Genomic DNA, 14,182 nt, shown 5'->3' on the forward strand with positions numbered 1-14,182 from the left:
CAATGTCCTCCGAAAGCAAAGGTCAGGCGACGGACTCCGGGGAGCAATCCACCGCGGGTGCGCTCCACAACGCCAAACCGCCTGCGAGGCTCCAGGCGGATGCATGGCCCAGGCGGCGCAACGCGCGGGCGGCCTGGGCGCTGCGGTTGCCGCTGCGGCAATAGAACACCACGGGCGTATGCACCTCCTGCTCCAGCCACTGCGGCAAAGCCGAGAGCAAGCCCGACAATGGCACCGACCGCGAGGCCGCAATCCCCCGGCCCGGCACCTGCACGTCGCGCTCATGGGCTTCACGTACATCCACCCACAGCCCTGCGCCCTGCGCCAGCAGGGCGGTTGCCGCCGCGCCGTCCAGCATGACCGCGGTGTCATCGCCCATGCAGGTCGAGGCGCTGCCCGCGGCACCCAGCCGCGCGGCAAACAGTCCGGCGCCATCAGCGCGCGGCAACAGCAGAGTCCCGGAAACCGCGCCGAGTGCGGCCCAGTGGTCGAGCCACGGCATGCGCGTCGGCGCAGCGCTCTGCGGCAGGTCGCCCGCCAGCACGTAGCGCAGCTTGGCGTCCTGGCGCAGCCCCCAGGCTTGCCGGCCGCGTGGCAACCCCGGCAGCACAATCAACTCATGCCCCGCGAGCACGGGCCGGTCCGCGTCAGCGGACCAGGCGTGCGCCGGTCCGGTGCCGGCGCGGCACCGGCCGGTGGCTTCGCGCAGCCGCCAGGCCGCGGCGTCGATCGCTGGAGCCTCCTCGGTGCACAGCACCGCGCGCAGCGCCAGATGCCGGCCATGCAGCCAGCGGGTGATGGGCTCGACCAGTTCAGCGACCGGATCCACCACGATGCATTCGCCGCTGTCGCCATCGGCCAGCAGGTAGCAGCAGGCGCTGCCATGCTGCATGCGCGTGACCAGCGGCGGCGCATAGGCCTGGGCCGGCGACTCGCTGCTCAGGCCGCGCGCGCGCAGCACCTGGCCGCAGCGCCGCAGCCGGGCGCAGGCCGCGGCAATGAATTCGGGGCCGTCCAGGGCGCCAAAGGACAGGCGCACCGCGGCCTGGGTCTGCCATTCGGGCAAGCCCATGGCCTGCAGCACATAGCTGGGTTCGGCCTTGGCGGCGCTGCAGGCCGAGCCGCCGCTGACGCGTACTTCGGCAGCATCGAACAGGTCGAGCAGCAGCCGGGAGCCGACGCCGCGCACCGCAAAATTGAGGGTGGTCGGCAGGCAGGGCGCGTCGCCGCAGTTGAGCACCAGCCCGGGAAACGATTCGCGCAGCGCCTGGACCAGTTGCGCGCGGTGCGCGGCCAGCGCCGCCGGCGGCTGGAACAGGTCTCCCGCCTCCCAGGCGCTCAGCACCGCACCCAGCGCCGCGATGCCGGCAATGTTTTCCGTGCCGCCGCGCCATCCGGCTTCCTGCCCGCCGCCCGTCAGCAGCGGCGTGAAGGGCGCGCCGGCGCGCACGTACAGCAGCCCGATGCCCTTGGGAGCGTAGAACTTGTGGCCCGAGAACGGCGCGTAGTCGATGCGCCGTTCGATCAGCTGCAGGGAGAGCTTGCCCAGCGCCTGCACGCCGTCGACCAGCCACAGCGCCGCGCTGCCGCGCAGGGCATCGGCAATGCCGTCGAGGTCGCTGATGACGCCGGTCTCGTTGTTCGCGGCCATGGTGCAGACCAGTCCGGCCTTGGGCGCCTGCGCGCGCAGCCAGGCCAGGTCATGGCGGCCATTGCCATCGACGGGAATGGCCAGCACCGGGAGATCCAGCCCGAGCAGCGCATTCCAGTGGTGCAGCGCCTGCGGCACCGCCTTGTGTTCGGTGGCGCCATAGAGCAGCGCCTGGGCCGCGCACTCCCCCGCGTCGCGCCGGCGGCGCAGCTCGCTCAGTGCCGACAGCACGCTGGTATGGATGCCTTCGGTGGCGCCGCTGGTGAAGAACAACTGCCCGGTGGGCGCCCCCAGCACGCGCCGCGCACTGGCGCGCACCTGGTCGACCAGGAACCGGGCCTTTAGGCCGCTGCCGTGGATGCTGCTGGGATTGCCGAAGCCGTCGGCCATGGCGGCCAGCGCGGCCTGCTGCGCAGCGGGAAGAACGGGCGTAGTGGCGTTTGCGTCGAGATAGATTTCCATGGCTGGAAATTTTCCAGCACCAACCCCGGATGGGTCTTGCAAAACACCGCTTCATTGCGCACATTTGCGCAATGATTTTCCGAGCTTGAATGCATAAATGAAAATTGACTCCATCGATCGGCAGTTGCTGGAAAAACTCCAGCAGAACGCCGACATGCCGCTGGCCGATCTGGCCGCCGAAGCCAGCCTGTCGCAGACCTCGTGCTGGCGGCGCATCCAGCGCCTCAAGGAGGCCGGCGTGATCACGCGCAACGTGGCGCTGCTCGACCGCAGCCACGCCAATGTCAGCGTCACCGTGTTTGTCGCGGTGCGCACCAGCACCCACAGCCAGGAATGGTTCGACAACTTCCGCGCCACGGTCGAGGCGATTTCCGAAGTGGTGGAGTTCTACCGCATGAGCGGCGACGTGGACTACCTGCTGCGCGTGGTGGTGCCCGACATAGCCGCCTATGACAAGGTCTACAAGCGCCTGATTGCCGGCACCCAGCTGCTGGATGTGTCCTCGAGCTTTGCAATGGAGGAGCTCAAGTACACCACCGCCCTGCCATTGACCTATGTGCGCTGACGCGACGCGCCATCACAGGTTTCCTGGGTATGGGCCGCAAAATTTGCCGCGCGTCTATGCAGCCTACCGCGAATGAGGGATGATAGGAAGACTTCACTTCCGCCGCCCCTCTCCTGCTTCATGCCCGCTGCTGACTCCGTCACTCCGTCCACATCCAGCATGGCGCTTCCCGGCCTGGGACGCGCGTTGATTTCCGCCGGCACGATCACGGCCCAGGTGGCCGAGGATCTGCACCGCAAATCCCAGGCTGCGCGCACCAGCTTCATCTCCGAACTCATAGGTTCCGGCACCGTGACGTCGGCGCAGGTGGCGCATACGCTGTCGAGCGTCTTCGGCGCGCCGCTGATCGATCTCGACGCCATCGATCCCGCATTGCTGCCCCAGGGGCTGCTTGCGCCCAAGCTCTGCCTGAACTACCGCGTGGTGGTGCTGAGCAAGCGCAACAACCGCCTGACGATTGCCGCCGCCGATCCCACCGACCAGGAGGCCGCGGAACGCATCAAGTTCACCTCCCAGATGGGGATCGACTGGATCATTGCCGAGTACGACAAGCTGGTGCAACTGTGCGAGTCGATGCACAAGAGCGTTTCCGAATCGCTGCAGTCCTATACCTCGTCGGGTGACTTCAATTTCGACGACATCAAGGCCGAGGAAGCCGAGGAAGCCAACGACAGCGCCAATACCGCAGGCTCCGATGTCGAGGATGCGCCGGTCGTCAAGTTTCTGCACAAGATGCTGCTGGACGCGTTCAACATGCGCGCCTCCGACCTGCACTTCGAGCCCTACGAGCACAACTACCGGGTGCGTTTCCGCGTCGATGGCGAGCTGCGCGAGATCGCCTCGCCGCCAATTGCGATCAAGGACAAGCTGGCCTCGCGCATCAAGGTCATCTCGCGCCTGGACATTTCCGAGAAGCGCGTGCCGCAAGACGGGCGCATGAAGCTCAAGGTCGGCCCCAACCGCACCATCGACTTCCGCGTGAGCACGCTGCCGACGCTGTTCGGCGAGAAGATCGTGATCCGTATCCTCGATCCCGAAAGCGCCAAGATGGGCATCGAGGCGCTGGGTTACGAGCCCGAGGAAAAGGACCGGCTGATGCATGCGATCAGCCGCCCCTACGGCATGATCCTGGTCACCGGCCCCACGGGCTCGGGCAAGACCGTTTCGCTCTACACCTGCCTGAACCTGCTCAACAAGCCCGGCGTCAACATCGCCACGGCCGAGGACCCGTCGGAAATCAACCTGCCCGGCGTGAACCAGGTCAACGTCAACGAAAAGGCCGGGCTGACCTTCGCCACCGCGCTCAAGGCCTTCCTGCGCCAGGACCCCGACATCATCATGGTCGGTGAAATCCGCGACCTGGAAACCGCCGATACCTCGATCAAGGCCGCGCAGACGGGCCACCTGGTGCTGTCCACGCTGCATACCAACGACGCGCCCACCACGCTCACGCGCATGCGCAACATGGGCATCGCGCCGTTCAACATTGCCTCGAGCGTGATACTGATCACCGCGCAGCGCCTGGCCCGGCGCCTGTGCCCGCAGTGCAAGCAGCCAGCCGACATCCCGCGCGAGGCGCTGCTCGATGCCGGCTACGACGCCAACGACCTCGATGGCAGCTGGGTCACCTACAAGCCCGTGGGCTGCAAGGCCTGCAACAACGGCTACAAGGGCCGGGTCGGCATCTACCAGGTCATGCCGATCTCCGAGGAAATCCAGCGCATCATCCTGCGCGACGGCAGCGCGCTCGAGATCGCGGCCCAGGCCAAGCTCGAAGGCGTGCGTTCGCTGCGCGACTCCGGCTTGTACAAGGCGCGCCTGGGACTGACTTCGCTGGAAGAAGTGCTGGCCGTGACCAACGAATAAAAAAACGAGGGAACGGCATGGCGACTGCAGGTATCCAGGATTTTGTCTTCGAGTGGGAAGGCAAGGACCGGCATGGCAAGATCGTGCGCGGCGAGACGCGCGCTGGCGGCGAGAACCAGGTGCAGGCCACCTTGCGCCGCCAGGGCATCTTCCCGACCAAGATCAAGAAGCGCCGCATGCGCTCGGGCAAGAAGATCAAGCCCAAGGACATCGCGCTGTTCACACGCCAGCTGGCCACCATGATGAAGGCCGGCGTGCCGCTGCTGCAGTCGTTCGACATCGTCGCGCGCGGCAACACCAACACCAGCGTGACCCGGCTGCTCAACGACATCCGCGCGGACGTCGAGGTCGGCACCTCGCTGAACGCGGCGTTCCGCAAGCATCCGATGTATTTCAACAGCCTCTACTGCAACCTGGTCGAGGCCGGCGAGTCGGCGGGTATCCTGGAGACGCTGCTGGACCGCCTCGCGGTCTACATGGAAAAGACCGAAGCCATCAAGGGCAAGATCAAGTCGGCGCTGATGTATCCGAGCGCGGTGATCGTTGTGACCTTCGTGGTCATCGCGGTGATCATGATCTTCGTGGTGCCGGCGTTCAAGGAGGTGTTCAGCTCGTTTGGCGCCGACCTGCCGGCGCCCACGCTGCTGGTCATGGCCATCAGCGAGATCTTCGTGCAGTGGTGGTGGCTGATCTTCGGCCTGCTGGGCGGCGGCATCTACTTCTTCATCCAGGCCTGGAAACGCAGCCCGCGCATCCAGATGACCATGGACCGGCTGCTGCTGAAGCTGCCGATCTTCGGCGTGCTGATCGAAAAATCCGCCGTGGCGCGCTGGACGCGCACCCTGTCGACGATGTTTGCCGCGGGCGTGCCGCTGGTCGAGGCGCTGGATTCGGTCGGCGGCGCGGCGGGCAATGCGGTCTATGCACAGGCCACCGAGAAGATCCAGCAGGAAGTATCGACCGGCACCAGCCTCACCGCGGCCATGACCTCCACCAATGTCTTTCCCTCGATGGTGCTGCAGATGACCGCCATCGGCGAGGAGTCGGGCTCGATCGACCACATGCTGGGCAAGGCTGCCGACTTCTACGAGGAGGAGGTCGACGAGATGGTGGCCGGCCTGTCCAGCCTGATGGAGCCGATCATCATCGTGTTCCTGGGCGTCATCATCGGCGGCATCGTGGTGGCCATGTATCTGCCGATCTTCCAGTTGGGCCAGGTGGTCTGATGTCCATGGGTTGGGAAATGGCCGCCCTGGGCGGCGTACTGGGTCTGCTCATCGGCAGCTTTCTGAATGTCGTGATCCACCGGCTGCCGAAGATCATGGAGCAGCAGTGGGCCGAGGAATGCCGCGAACACGCGCGGGAGCAGGCGCTGGCCGCAGGCCAGCCCTTGCTGGCGTCGCCTGACGACGCCGGCCCGCGCATCAGCCTGAGCAAGCCGCGTTCGCGCTGCCCGCACTGCGGCCATGCGATCCGCTGGTACGAGAACATTCCGGTGCTGAGCTATCTCGCGCTGCGCGGGCGCTGTGCTTCGTGCCAGGCGCGCATCAGCGCGCGCTATCCCGTCGTGGAGCTGGCCACCGGCGCGCTGTTCGCCTTCTGCCTGGCGCACTGGGGGCCCACCCCGGCCGGCCTTGCGTGGTGCGGCTTCAGCGCCGCGCTGCTGGCGCTGGCGCTGATCGACTGGGACACCACCTTGCTGCCCGACGACATCACCCTGCCCTTGCTCTGGGCCGGCCTGCTGGCCGCGGCGCTGCGCTGGACGGACGTGGCGCTGGCCGACGCCGTGTGGGGCGCGGCCGCGGGCTATCTGTCGCTGTGGCTGGTGTTCTGGGGCTTCAAGCTGGCCACCGGCAAGGACGGCATGGGCTATGGCGACTTCAAGCTGTTTGCCGCGCTCGGCGCCTGGTTCGGCTGGCAGGCGCTGGTGCCCATGATCCTCGCGGCTTCGGTGATTGGCGCCATCGTCGGCATTGCCATGAAGCTGCGCAGCCAGCTGCGCGAAGGCGGCTACATTCCTTTCGGCCCGTTCCTGGCGGGCGCCGGTTTCGCGGCGCTGCTGTTCGGGCCGCAGCGCATGCTCGAGCGCTTCCTGGGCGTGCTGGGACTGTGATGGCCGCGGCGCAATTGCACCATCTGCGCTGGCGTACGCCGCGCCTGGGCGTGACCGGCGGCATCGGCAGCGGAAAGAGCAGCTTCGCGGCAATGCTGGCCGCGCGCGGCGCGGTGCATGTCGATGCCGACCAGATCGCGCGCAGCGTTACCACTGCGGGCGGCCTGGCCATGGCGCCGATTGCCGCGGCGTTTGGCCCCGAGCTGATCGACGAGCGCGGCGGCCTGCACCGCGAGCGCATGCGCGCGCTGGCGTTCGCCGATGCGTCGGCACGCGCGCGCCTCGAAGCCATCGTCCACCCGCTGGTGGGCCAGGCCACGGCCGAGCGCATCGCGCTGGCCGAACAATCCGGCGCCGCCCTGGTGGTGCTGGACATTCCGCTGCTGGTGGAGTCCGGGCGCTGGACCTCCCAACTGGACCAGGTGCTGGTGGTCGATTGCCGCGAGGCGACACAGATCCAGCGCGTCATGCAGCGCAACCAGCTGGCGCCCGAAGCCATCGAGCGCATCCTTGCGGCCCAGGCCTCGCGCCAGGCGCGCCGGGCCGCGGCCGATATGATTATTTACAATGACACGCAAGATCTGGAGCATTTGCGCGCGCATGCGGTTCGGATCGCCGCGTTGTTCGGGCTATGATGGGCCATGGCTTGGCCTCCCGCCGCACGCCGCGTGGGCGTCGTCCCGCACCAGGATTGGCGCGGTTTTGTCCCGTTCCCACCGCTGAGAACAAGGTGAACAGGCCCTAGGAGCCCTGCAAGCGTGATCCTCTACGAATATCCTTTCAACGAACGCCTGAGAACCTATCTCCGGCTCGAATGCCTGTTTCGCCGCCTGGGCGACCTGATTGCGCGCCCGTCTCCCACCGACCACCATTTCGCGCTGGTCACGATCTTCGAGATCATGGATGTCGCGGCCCGGGTCGATCTCAAGGCCGATGTGCTCAAGGACATTGAAAAGCAAAAGGCCTTGCTCGACAGCTACCGCGGCAACCCCTCGATCGCCACCGAAGTGCTGGACCAGATCATCGGCCGCCTGGACGAGTGCTTCGCCGCGCTCAATGCGCAAAATGGCAAGACCGGCCAGGTGCTGACCGAGAACGACTGGCTGATGGCCATCCGCAGCCGCATCAGCATTCCGGGCGGCACCTGCGGCTTCGACCTGCCGGCCTATCACGCGTGGCAGCACCAGGACGCCGCAGTGCGGCAACAGGCGCTCGAAGGCTGGACCGCGGCCCTGAGTCCGCTGGCCGATGCGCTGTTCGTGCTGATGCAGATGCTGCGCGACACCGGCGTGCCGCAGCGCGTCGTTGCCGAGAACGGCCAGTTCCAGCAGAACCTGCCCACGGGACGCTCGTTCCAGCTGCTGCGGCTGCGCATCGACCCGACACTCGACCTGGTGCCCGAGATCAGCGGCAACCGGCTGCTGGTGTCGGTGCGCATGATGCGCGCGGATGAAAACGGCAAGCTGCAGCCCTGCCCCGAAAACGCAGCCTTTGAAATCACCCTGTGTGCCTGATGCCCCGATGACCGATACGACCCCGTCCACCGCACCCATCGTGCGCTGCCCGACCTGTGGCGGCCCGAGCGTCTTTGGGCCGCAAAACCGCTGGCGGCCGTTTTGCAGCGAGCGCTGCCGCCAGATCGACCTGGGCGCCTGGGCCAATGAAGAGTTCCGCGTGCCTTCGGCGACCCCGCCCGAGGGCGCGCCCCACGGCGACCCGCGCGAGCAGGATTGAAGCCAGGCTTCAGGCCTCCACGGGCAGATGCCGGGTGTAGTGCTCGGCATCAAATGCCAGGCCACGCTCCTGCGCCAGCCATTCCAGCACCGGCAGCGCGCCCGGCAACACCGGCTTGACATCGAGCGGCAGCTGCTGCCAGGCCATGCACTGGCCTTCGCGCATCTCGAAGCTGCCTTCCCAATCGCGTACCTTGCACCAGTGCAGCCGCACCAGCGCATGCGGATAGTCATGCTCGGTGACCTTCCAGACCTCGGCCGCGCCAATCGTCACGCCCAGCTCCTCGATCAGTTCGCGGCGCAGCGCCTGCTCGACCGATTCGCCGGCTTCGAGCTTGCCGCCCGGGAACTCCCAGAAGCCCGCGCAAGGCTTGCCTTCGGGGCGCGAGGTCAGCAACAGCGCGTCATCGGCGCGGATCAGCACGCCCACCGCGACTTCGGTGTGCTTGCGCGGCGTGGAATGCGCGTTCACAGCTCGGCTTCCTCGGTCAGGTCGTTGACATCGGCAATGCCTCTGGTGGCTGCGGCGTGCGTTTCGCGGCCCGCATAATCGCGCGCGAACTGGTGCGCGACACGGCCGCTGCGTGAGCCGCGCTCCAGCGCCCAGACCAGGGCTTCGGGGCGCGCGGCGGCTATCGCTTCTTCATTGACGCCCAACGCCGACAGCCACTGCGCGACCACGGCCAGGTATTCGTCCTGGCTGAACGGGTAGAAGCTGACCCACAGGCCAAAGCGTTCGGACAGCGAGATCTTTTCCTCGATCACCTCGCCGGGATGGATCTCGCCATCGTCGCCGCGCTGCACCGACAGGTTGTCTGTCATGTACTCGGGCAGCAGATGGCGGCGGTTGCTGGTCGCGTAGACCAGCACGTTGGGGCTCGCAGCAGAGACCGAGCCGTCGAGAATCGACTTCATGGCCTTGTAGCCGGGCTCGCCTTCCTCGAAGCTCAGGTCATCGCAGTAGATGATGAACTTCTCGGGCCGGCCCGCGACCACATCGACGATGTCGGGCAGGTCGGTGAGGTCCTGCTTGTCGACCTCGATCAGGCGCAGGCCCTGCGGCGCGTAGGCATGCAGGCAGGCGCGGATCAGCGACGACTTCCCCGTGCCGCGCGCCCCCGTGAGCAGCACGTTGTTGGCGGTGCGGCCCTGCACGAACTGCTCGGTGTTGCGCGCGATCTTTTCCTTTTGCCCGTCGATGTTCTGCAGGTCGGACAACTGCATCGCGCCGATATGCCGCACCGGCTCGAGCAGCCCGCAGCCGTTGGCGCGCTTGCGGTAGCGCCAGGCAATGGCCTCGCTCCAGTCCTGGGGCGATTGCAGTGGCTGGGGCAGCACGGATTCAATGCGCTGCATCAACTGTTCGGCGCGCGCCACCAGGCGCTCGAGGGGGTTGGTATCGGCGGGCAGGGTCATGACGGGTTCTTGTCTCTCAGACTGTCTTTATGGGTAGCCCCTGCCGAGGCCATGACGGTAGGAAGTTACCGTTCGGTTACCGTTCGGTTACCTTTCGTCCTGAGCCTGTCGAAGGATGGACGTCCATGGTTCGACAGGCTCATCACGAACGGTTCAACCCACTGGCTCCATCGGGCAGGGTCGTCGCTGGCTCAAGACCTATAGTCAGCGTTGATGGTCACATAGTCGTGGCTGAAATCGCAGGTCCAGACCGTATCGACGGCATCGCCGCGGCCCAGCAGCACGCGCACCGTGATTTCCTGCTGCTGCATCACGCGCTGGCCGTCTTCCTCGCGGTAGTCGGGGTTGCGGCCGCCCTTGACCGCCACGTGCACGTCGTCCAGGTAGAGATCGATGCCGGTCTGCTCCAGGTCGGCAATGCCCGCATAGCCCACGGCGGCGAGAATGCGGCCCAGGTTCGGGTCGCTGGCGTAGAACGCGGTCTTGACCAGCGGCGAGTGCGCGATGGCATAGGCCACCTGGCGGCATTCGGCGCCGGTCTTGCCGCCTTCGACGCGCACCGTGATGAACTTGGTCGCGCCTTCGCCGTCGCGCACGATGGCCTGGGCCAGCTTTTGCGAGACTTCGAGCAGCGCGGCCTGCAGCGCCTGGCCTTCGGCGCTGGTGAGCGACGTGATCTGCGCGTGCTGGGCGCGGTTCGTGGCAATCAGCACGAACGAATCGTTGGTCGAGGTGTCGCCATCGATGGTCACGCGGTTGAACGAGCCTTCGGCCAGGCTGGTCACCAGCGGCTGCAGCAATTCGGGCGCGATGTTGGCATCGGTGGCCAGGAAACCCAGCATGGTGGCCATGTTCGGACGGATCATGCCCGCGCCCTTGCTGATGCCCGAGATCGAGACCGTCGCGCCGCCGATCTGCAGCTGGCGGCTGAAAGCCTTGGGCAGGGTGTCGGTGGTCATGATGCCTTCTGCGGCGCGCGCCCAATGGTCGGGCTGGGCGTCGGCCAGCGCCGCGGGCAGGCCGGCGGCAATGCGGTCGACGGGCAGCTGTTCCATGATCACGCCGGTGGAGAACGGCAGCACCTGGTGCGCAGCCACGCCCAGCAGCTCGGCGAGCGCGGCGCTGGTGGCGCGCGCGTTGGCCAGGCCCTGCGCGCCCGTGCCGGCGTTGGCGTTGCCGGTGTTGATGACCATGGCGCGCACTGCCGCGCCCTGCGCCAGATGCTCGCGGCTGACCTGCACCGGCGCGGCGCAGAAGCGGTTCTGCGTGAACACGCCGGCCACGGCCGCGCCTTCATCGAGCAGGAACACCGTCAGGTCCTTGCGGTTGGCCTTGCGCACGCCAGCTTCGGCGACGCCAATGCGGACACCGTCGATGGCAAGCAGCTCGGCGGCAACGGGGGCGGAGAGATTCACAGGCATGCGAATGTCTTTCGTGAAAAGGGAGTCAGACGGATTATGCGGAAGAACGCAGTGCTTCAATGCAAAACACGGGCCGCAGCCCGTGCCTTGCGATGGTCACAAGATGCTCAAGCCAGTTTGCCGTGGCATTGCTTGAACTTCAGGCCACTGCCGCAGGGGCAGGGATCGTTGCGGCCGACGCGCACCATGGGCGCGCCTTCGCTGGCGGCGGCTTCGTCGGCGCGCACCGTCGTCTGGCTGCCGTCCTCGGTGGGCGAGGTATAGGTGACGTTGGAGATATGCTCGGCGCGCTGGCCCAGCACCTCGGTGGCCTGGTCGAGCTGCTCGTTGGATTGCACCTGCACCGTCATCAGCACGCGCGTGACTTCGGTCTTGACCTGGTCGATCAGCTGGCGGAACAGCTCGAACGCCTCGCGCTTGTACTCCTGCTTGGGCTGCTTCTGCGCATAGCCACGCAGATGGATGCCCTGGCGCAGGTAGTCGAGCGCGGCCAGGTGGTCGCGCCAGTTCGTGTCGAAGCTCTGCAGCAGCACCGCGCGCTGGAACTGGGTGAAGTTCTCCCGGCCGATCAGCTGCAGCTTGGCATCGAACGCGGCTTGCGCGGCCTGCAGCACCTTGTCGAGGATTTCCTCGTCGGTGATGGATTCGGCGGTGCCGGCTTCCTGCACCAGCGGCAGCTCCAGGCGCCACTCGTCGAGCAGATGCTTTTCCAGCCCGGGCAGGTCCCACTGCTCTTCCATCGAGTCGGCGGGCACGTACTGGCGCACGATGTCGGTCACGGTCTCTTCGCGCATCACGCCAATGAGGTCGTTCAGGTCGACCGCATCGAGAATCTCGTTGCGCTGCTGGTAGATCACCTTGCGCTGGTCGTTGGCGACGTCGTCGTACTCGAGCAGCTGCTTGCGCACATCGAAGTTGCGCGCCTCGACCTTGCGCTGCGCCGATTCGATCGAACGCGTCACGATGCCGGCTTCGATGGCTTCGCCATCGGGCATCTTCAGGCGTTCCATGATGGCCTTCACGCGGTCGCCGGCAAAGATGCGCAGCAGCGTGTCGTCCAGGCTCAGGTAGAAGCGCGACGAACCGGGGTCGCCCTGGCGGCCCGAACGGCCGCGCAGCTGATTGTCGATGCGGCGCGACTCATGGCGCTCGGTGGCAATGATGCGCAGGCCGCCCAGGGCCGCGACCTTCTCGTGCTCGACCTGCCATTGCGCACGCACTTCGGCGATGCGCTGGGCGCGCGTGGCTTCATCCAGCGAGGCATCGGCCTCGACTTCGGCAACCAGCTTCTCGACGTTGCCGCCGAGCACGATGTCGGTGCCGCGGCCAGCCATGTTGGTGGCAATGGTGATCATGCCCGGGCGGCCGGCCTGGGCCACGATGTCGGCCTCGCGCGCATGCTGCTTGGCGTTGAGCACCTGGTGCGGCAGCTTGGCTTCGTTGAGCAGCTGGTCGATGATTTCCGAGTTCTCGATCGAGGTCGTGCCGACCAGCACCGGCTGGCCGCGCTCGTGGCACTCGCGGATGTCCTTGATCGCGGCCGCGTACTTCTCGGCCGTGGTCTTGTAGACGCGGTCGAGCTGGTCTTCGCGGCGGCTCTGGCGGTTTGGCGGAATGACCACGGTTTCAAGACCGTAGATTTCCTGGAATTCGTAGGCTTCGGTATCGGCCGTGCCGGTCATGCCGCCGAGCTTGTTGTAGAGGCGGAAATAGTTCTGGAAGGTGATCGAGGCCAGGGTCTGGTTCTCGGCCTGGATGGTCACGCCTTCCTTGGCTTCGACGGCCTGGTGCAGGCCGTCGCTCCAGCGGCGGCCGGCCATCAGGCGGCCGGTGAATTCGTCGACGATCACGATCTCGCCGTTTTGCACCACGTAATGCTGGTCGCGGTGGTACAGGTGATTGGCACGCAGCGAGGCGTACAGGTGGTGCATCAGCGTGATGTTGGCCGGATCATAGAGCGAGGCGCCCTCGGCGATCAGCTTGGCATTGGCCAGCACGCGTTCGGCGGTTTCATGGCCCTGCTCGGTCAGGAAAACCTGCTGCGTCTTCTCGTCCAGCGTGAAGTCGCCGGGCGTGGTCACGCCCTCGCCGGTGCGCGGATCGGCTTCACCGATCTGGCGCGTGAGCATCGGCACGATGGCATTCATCGCCAGGTACATGGCGGTGTTGTCGTCGGCCTGGCCGCTGATGATCAGCGGCGTGCGCGCTTCGTCGATCAGGATCGAGTCCACCTCGTCGACGATGGCGAAGTTGAGCTGGCGCTGCACGCGGTCGCCCGACTCGTAGACCATGTTGTCGCGCAGGTAGTCGAAGCCGTATTCGTTGTTCGTGCCGTAGGTGATGTCGGCGCGGTAGGCGGCCTGCTTTTCCTCGCGCGGCATGTTGGGCAGGTTGATGCCCACCGTCAGGCCGAGGAAGTTGTACAGCCGCGACATCCACTGCGCATCGCGGTTGGCGAGGTAGTCGTTGACGGTCACCACATGCACGCCGACACCGGCCAGCGCATTCAGGTAGACCGGCAGCGTGGCGGTGAGCGTCTTGCCTTCGCCGGTGCGCATTTCCGCGACCTTGCCGTGGTGCAGGGCCATGCCGCCCAGCAGCTGCACGTCGAAGTGGCGCATCTTCATGACGCGCTTGGAACCTTCGCGCACGACGGCAAAGGCCTCGGGCAGCAGATCGTCCAGGCTTTGCCCCTGGCTCACGCGCTCCTTGAACTCCTGCGTCTTGGCACGCAGCGCCTCGTCGCTGAGCTTTTCAAGTTCGGGCTCCATCGCATTGATGCGGGCCACCGTCTTGCGGTATTGCTTGAGAAGCCGATCATTGCGGCTGCCGAATAGTTTGGTGAGGAAGTTGGTAGCCATGCAAACAGATTCACCTTGCCTGCACCAGGGCATTCAAGGAAACCAGAGTCCCTAAGAAGAATGGATTTCAGATGGGGCCGCCCCATGGAATTTC

The 14,182-nt window shown here is 66.2% G+C and carries 12 protein-coding genes; 7 read left to right on the forward strand and 5 right to left on the reverse strand.

Annotation, left to right across the window (positions count from 1 at the left end):
• Positions 1-22: 22 nt before the first annotated feature.
• Positions 23-2,113: an aminotransferase class V-fold PLP-dependent enzyme gene (locus HUK68_RS15705; protein WP_175505031.1), complete on the reverse strand. Its 2,091-nt coding sequence runs from the start codon at positions 2,111-2,113 to the stop codon at positions 23-25.
• A 103-nt stretch (positions 2,114-2,216) separates the two neighbouring features.
• Here HUK68_RS15705 and HUK68_RS15710 point away from each other — a divergent pair, with 103 nt between their 5' ends.
• The 7 genes from HUK68_RS15710 to HUK68_RS15740 all read left to right on the forward strand — a co-directional run bounded on the left by HUK68_RS15710 (position 2,217) and on the right by HUK68_RS15740 (position 8,391).
• On the forward strand, positions 2,217-2,678 hold the full coding sequence (locus HUK68_RS15710; RefSeq protein ID WP_462676445.1) for an Lrp/AsnC family transcriptional regulator: 462 nt from the start codon (positions 2,217-2,219) through the stop codon (positions 2,676-2,678).
• A gap of 120 nt (positions 2,679-2,798) precedes the next feature.
• Positions 2,799-4,544 carry a type IV-A pilus assembly ATPase PilB gene (gene pilB / locus HUK68_RS15715; protein WP_175505033.1) on the forward strand — a complete coding sequence of 582 codons (1,746 nt, stop codon included), beginning with the start codon at positions 2,799-2,801 and terminating at the stop codon, positions 4,542-4,544.
• Positions 4,545-4,561: 17 nt separating this feature from the next.
• Positions 4,562-5,770: a type II secretion system F family protein gene (locus HUK68_RS15720; protein ID WP_175505034.1), complete on the forward strand. Its 1,209-nt coding sequence runs from the start codon at positions 4,562-4,564 to the stop codon at positions 5,768-5,770.
• Positions 5,770-6,657, forward strand: coding sequence for a prepilin peptidase (locus HUK68_RS15725; RefSeq protein ID WP_434082442.1), 888 nt, complete (start codon positions 5,770-5,772; stop codon positions 6,655-6,657). Before HUK68_RS15720 ends, HUK68_RS15725 begins: the two co-directional genes overlap by 1 nt.
• Positions 6,657-7,292: a dephospho-CoA kinase gene (coaE, locus tag HUK68_RS15730; protein ID WP_175505035.1), complete on the forward strand. Its 636-nt coding sequence runs from the start codon at positions 6,657-6,659 to the stop codon at positions 7,290-7,292. Before HUK68_RS15725 ends, coaE begins: the two co-directional genes overlap by 1 nt.
• Before the next feature lie 123 nt (positions 7,293-7,415).
• Positions 7,416-8,171 (forward strand): cell division protein ZapD, encoded by a 756-nt coding sequence (gene zapD / locus HUK68_RS15735; protein WP_175505036.1) that lies wholly within the window; start codon positions 7,416-7,418, stop codon positions 8,169-8,171.
• Between the two features lie 7 nt (positions 8,172-8,178).
• Positions 8,179-8,391 (forward strand): DNA gyrase inhibitor YacG, encoded by a 213-nt coding sequence (locus tag HUK68_RS15740; protein WP_175505037.1) that lies wholly within the window; start codon positions 8,179-8,181, stop codon positions 8,389-8,391.
• Positions 8,392-8,400: 9 nt separating this feature from the next.
• Here the strand turns inward: HUK68_RS15740 and HUK68_RS15745 are convergent, their stop codons facing one another.
• The 4 genes from HUK68_RS15745 to secA form a co-directional block, all read right to left on the reverse strand.
• Positions 8,401-8,862 (reverse strand): NUDIX domain-containing protein, encoded by a 462-nt coding sequence (locus HUK68_RS15745; RefSeq protein WP_175505038.1) that lies wholly within the window; start codon positions 8,860-8,862, stop codon positions 8,401-8,403.
• On the reverse strand, positions 8,859-9,806 hold the full coding sequence (locus tag HUK68_RS15750) for an ATP-binding protein (RefSeq protein ID WP_175505039.1): 948 nt from the start codon (positions 9,804-9,806) through the stop codon (positions 8,859-8,861). Before HUK68_RS15750 ends, HUK68_RS15745 begins: the two co-directional genes overlap by 4 nt.
• 191 nt (positions 9,807-9,997) lie before the next feature.
• A complete protein-coding gene (argJ, locus tag HUK68_RS15755) occupies positions 9,998-11,227 on the reverse strand; it encodes a bifunctional glutamate N-acetyltransferase/amino-acid acetyltransferase ArgJ (RefSeq protein ID WP_175505040.1) in 1,230 nt (409 codons plus the stop codon).
• 107 nt (positions 11,228-11,334) lie between these two features.
• Positions 11,335-14,088 carry a preprotein translocase subunit SecA gene (secA, locus tag HUK68_RS15760; RefSeq protein WP_175505041.1) on the reverse strand — a complete coding sequence of 918 codons (2,754 nt, stop codon included), beginning with the start codon at positions 14,086-14,088 and terminating at the stop codon, positions 11,335-11,337.
• Positions 14,089-14,182 lie beyond the last annotated feature (94 nt).

Origin of the sequence: Comamonas antarctica, assembly GCF_013363755.1 — a bacterium.
GTDB lineage: Bacteria > Pseudomonadota > Gammaproteobacteria > Burkholderiales > Burkholderiaceae_C > Comamonas > Comamonas antarctica.

What these genes read in the sequence shown, in the direction of transcription:
- HUK68_RS15705 (WP_175505031.1), bottom strand. Translation starts at nt 2,113, where the DNA reads ATGGAAATCTATCTCGACGCAAACGCCACTACGCCCGTTCTTCCCGCT.
- pilB (WP_175505033.1), top strand. Translation starts at nt 2,799, where the DNA reads ATGCCCGCTGCTGACTCCGTCACTCCGTCCACATCCAGCATGGCGCTT.
- HUK68_RS15720 (WP_175505034.1), top strand. Translation starts at nt 4,562, where the DNA reads ATGGCGACTGCAGGTATCCAGGATTTTGTCTTCGAGTGGGAAGGCAAG.
- HUK68_RS15725 (WP_434082442.1), top strand. Translation starts at nt 5,770, where the DNA reads ATGTCCATGGGTTGGGAAATGGCCGCCCTGGGCGGCGTACTGGGTCTG.
- coaE (WP_175505035.1), top strand. Translation starts at nt 6,657, where the DNA reads ATGGCCGCGGCGCAATTGCACCATCTGCGCTGGCGTACGCCGCGCCTG.
- HUK68_RS15740 (WP_175505037.1), top strand. Translation starts at nt 8,179, where the DNA reads ATGACCGATACGACCCCGTCCACCGCACCCATCGTGCGCTGCCCGACC.
- HUK68_RS15750 (WP_175505039.1), bottom strand. Translation starts at nt 9,806, where the DNA reads ATGACCCTGCCCGCCGATACCAACCCCCTCGAGCGCCTGGTGGCGCGC.
- argJ (WP_175505040.1), bottom strand. Translation starts at nt 11,227, where the DNA reads ATGCCTGTGAATCTCTCCGCCCCCGTTGCCGCCGAGCTGCTTGCCATC.
- secA (WP_175505041.1), bottom strand. Translation starts at nt 14,088, where the DNA reads ATGGCTACCAACTTCCTCACCAAACTATTCGGCAGCCGCAATGATCGG.